The following is a 504-nucleotide window of genomic DNA, read 5'->3' on the forward strand; positions in this document are numbered from 1 at the left end:
CTTCAGGCTCGGGCAACGGCATTCGCGGATGGAACGCCAGCGCACGCAGCAGCGTCATTTCGACGCCCATGCGGCGGTCCGGTGCGAACGGCAGCTCTTTGCGGCCAATCAGTAACGTCTGGTAGTAAAGCTGTACGTCAGCCGGTGGAACCGTGCGCGCAAGCTCGCGCATTCGCTGTTCAATCGTCGCCATGTCCGCGCCGATCGCCGACGGGGAAAGTTGCAGCATCGCCACGCGATGCAGCAGCGCCAGCATTTCGACCAGTAGTGCTTCCCACTCCACGCCGCGAGAGGCCGCGACGTTCACCAGAGACATGGCGCGTTCGCCGTTGGCTTCGATGATGGCTTCAATCAGCGACAGGGCCTGATCGTCGTCGAGGGTGCCGAGCATGGTGCTCACCGCCTCGGTCGATAGCTGGCCATCGCCGCTGGCAATCGCCTGATCGGTCAAACTTAATGCGTCACGCAGACTGCCATCTGCCGCGCGGGCCAGCAGTTGCAGCG

General features: G+C 63.5%; 1 pseudogene. It reads right to left on the reverse strand.

What is annotated here, in order from left to right:
- Window positions 1-504 (reverse strand): annotated as a pseudogene (locus tag K5E19_RS24125) (DNA polymerase III subunit gamma/tau); the annotation flags it as partial.

The sequence above is a fragment of the Enterobacter sp. RIT637 genome (assembly GCF_019718755.1).
Lineage (GTDB): Bacteria > Pseudomonadota > Gammaproteobacteria > Enterobacterales > Enterobacteriaceae > Enterobacter.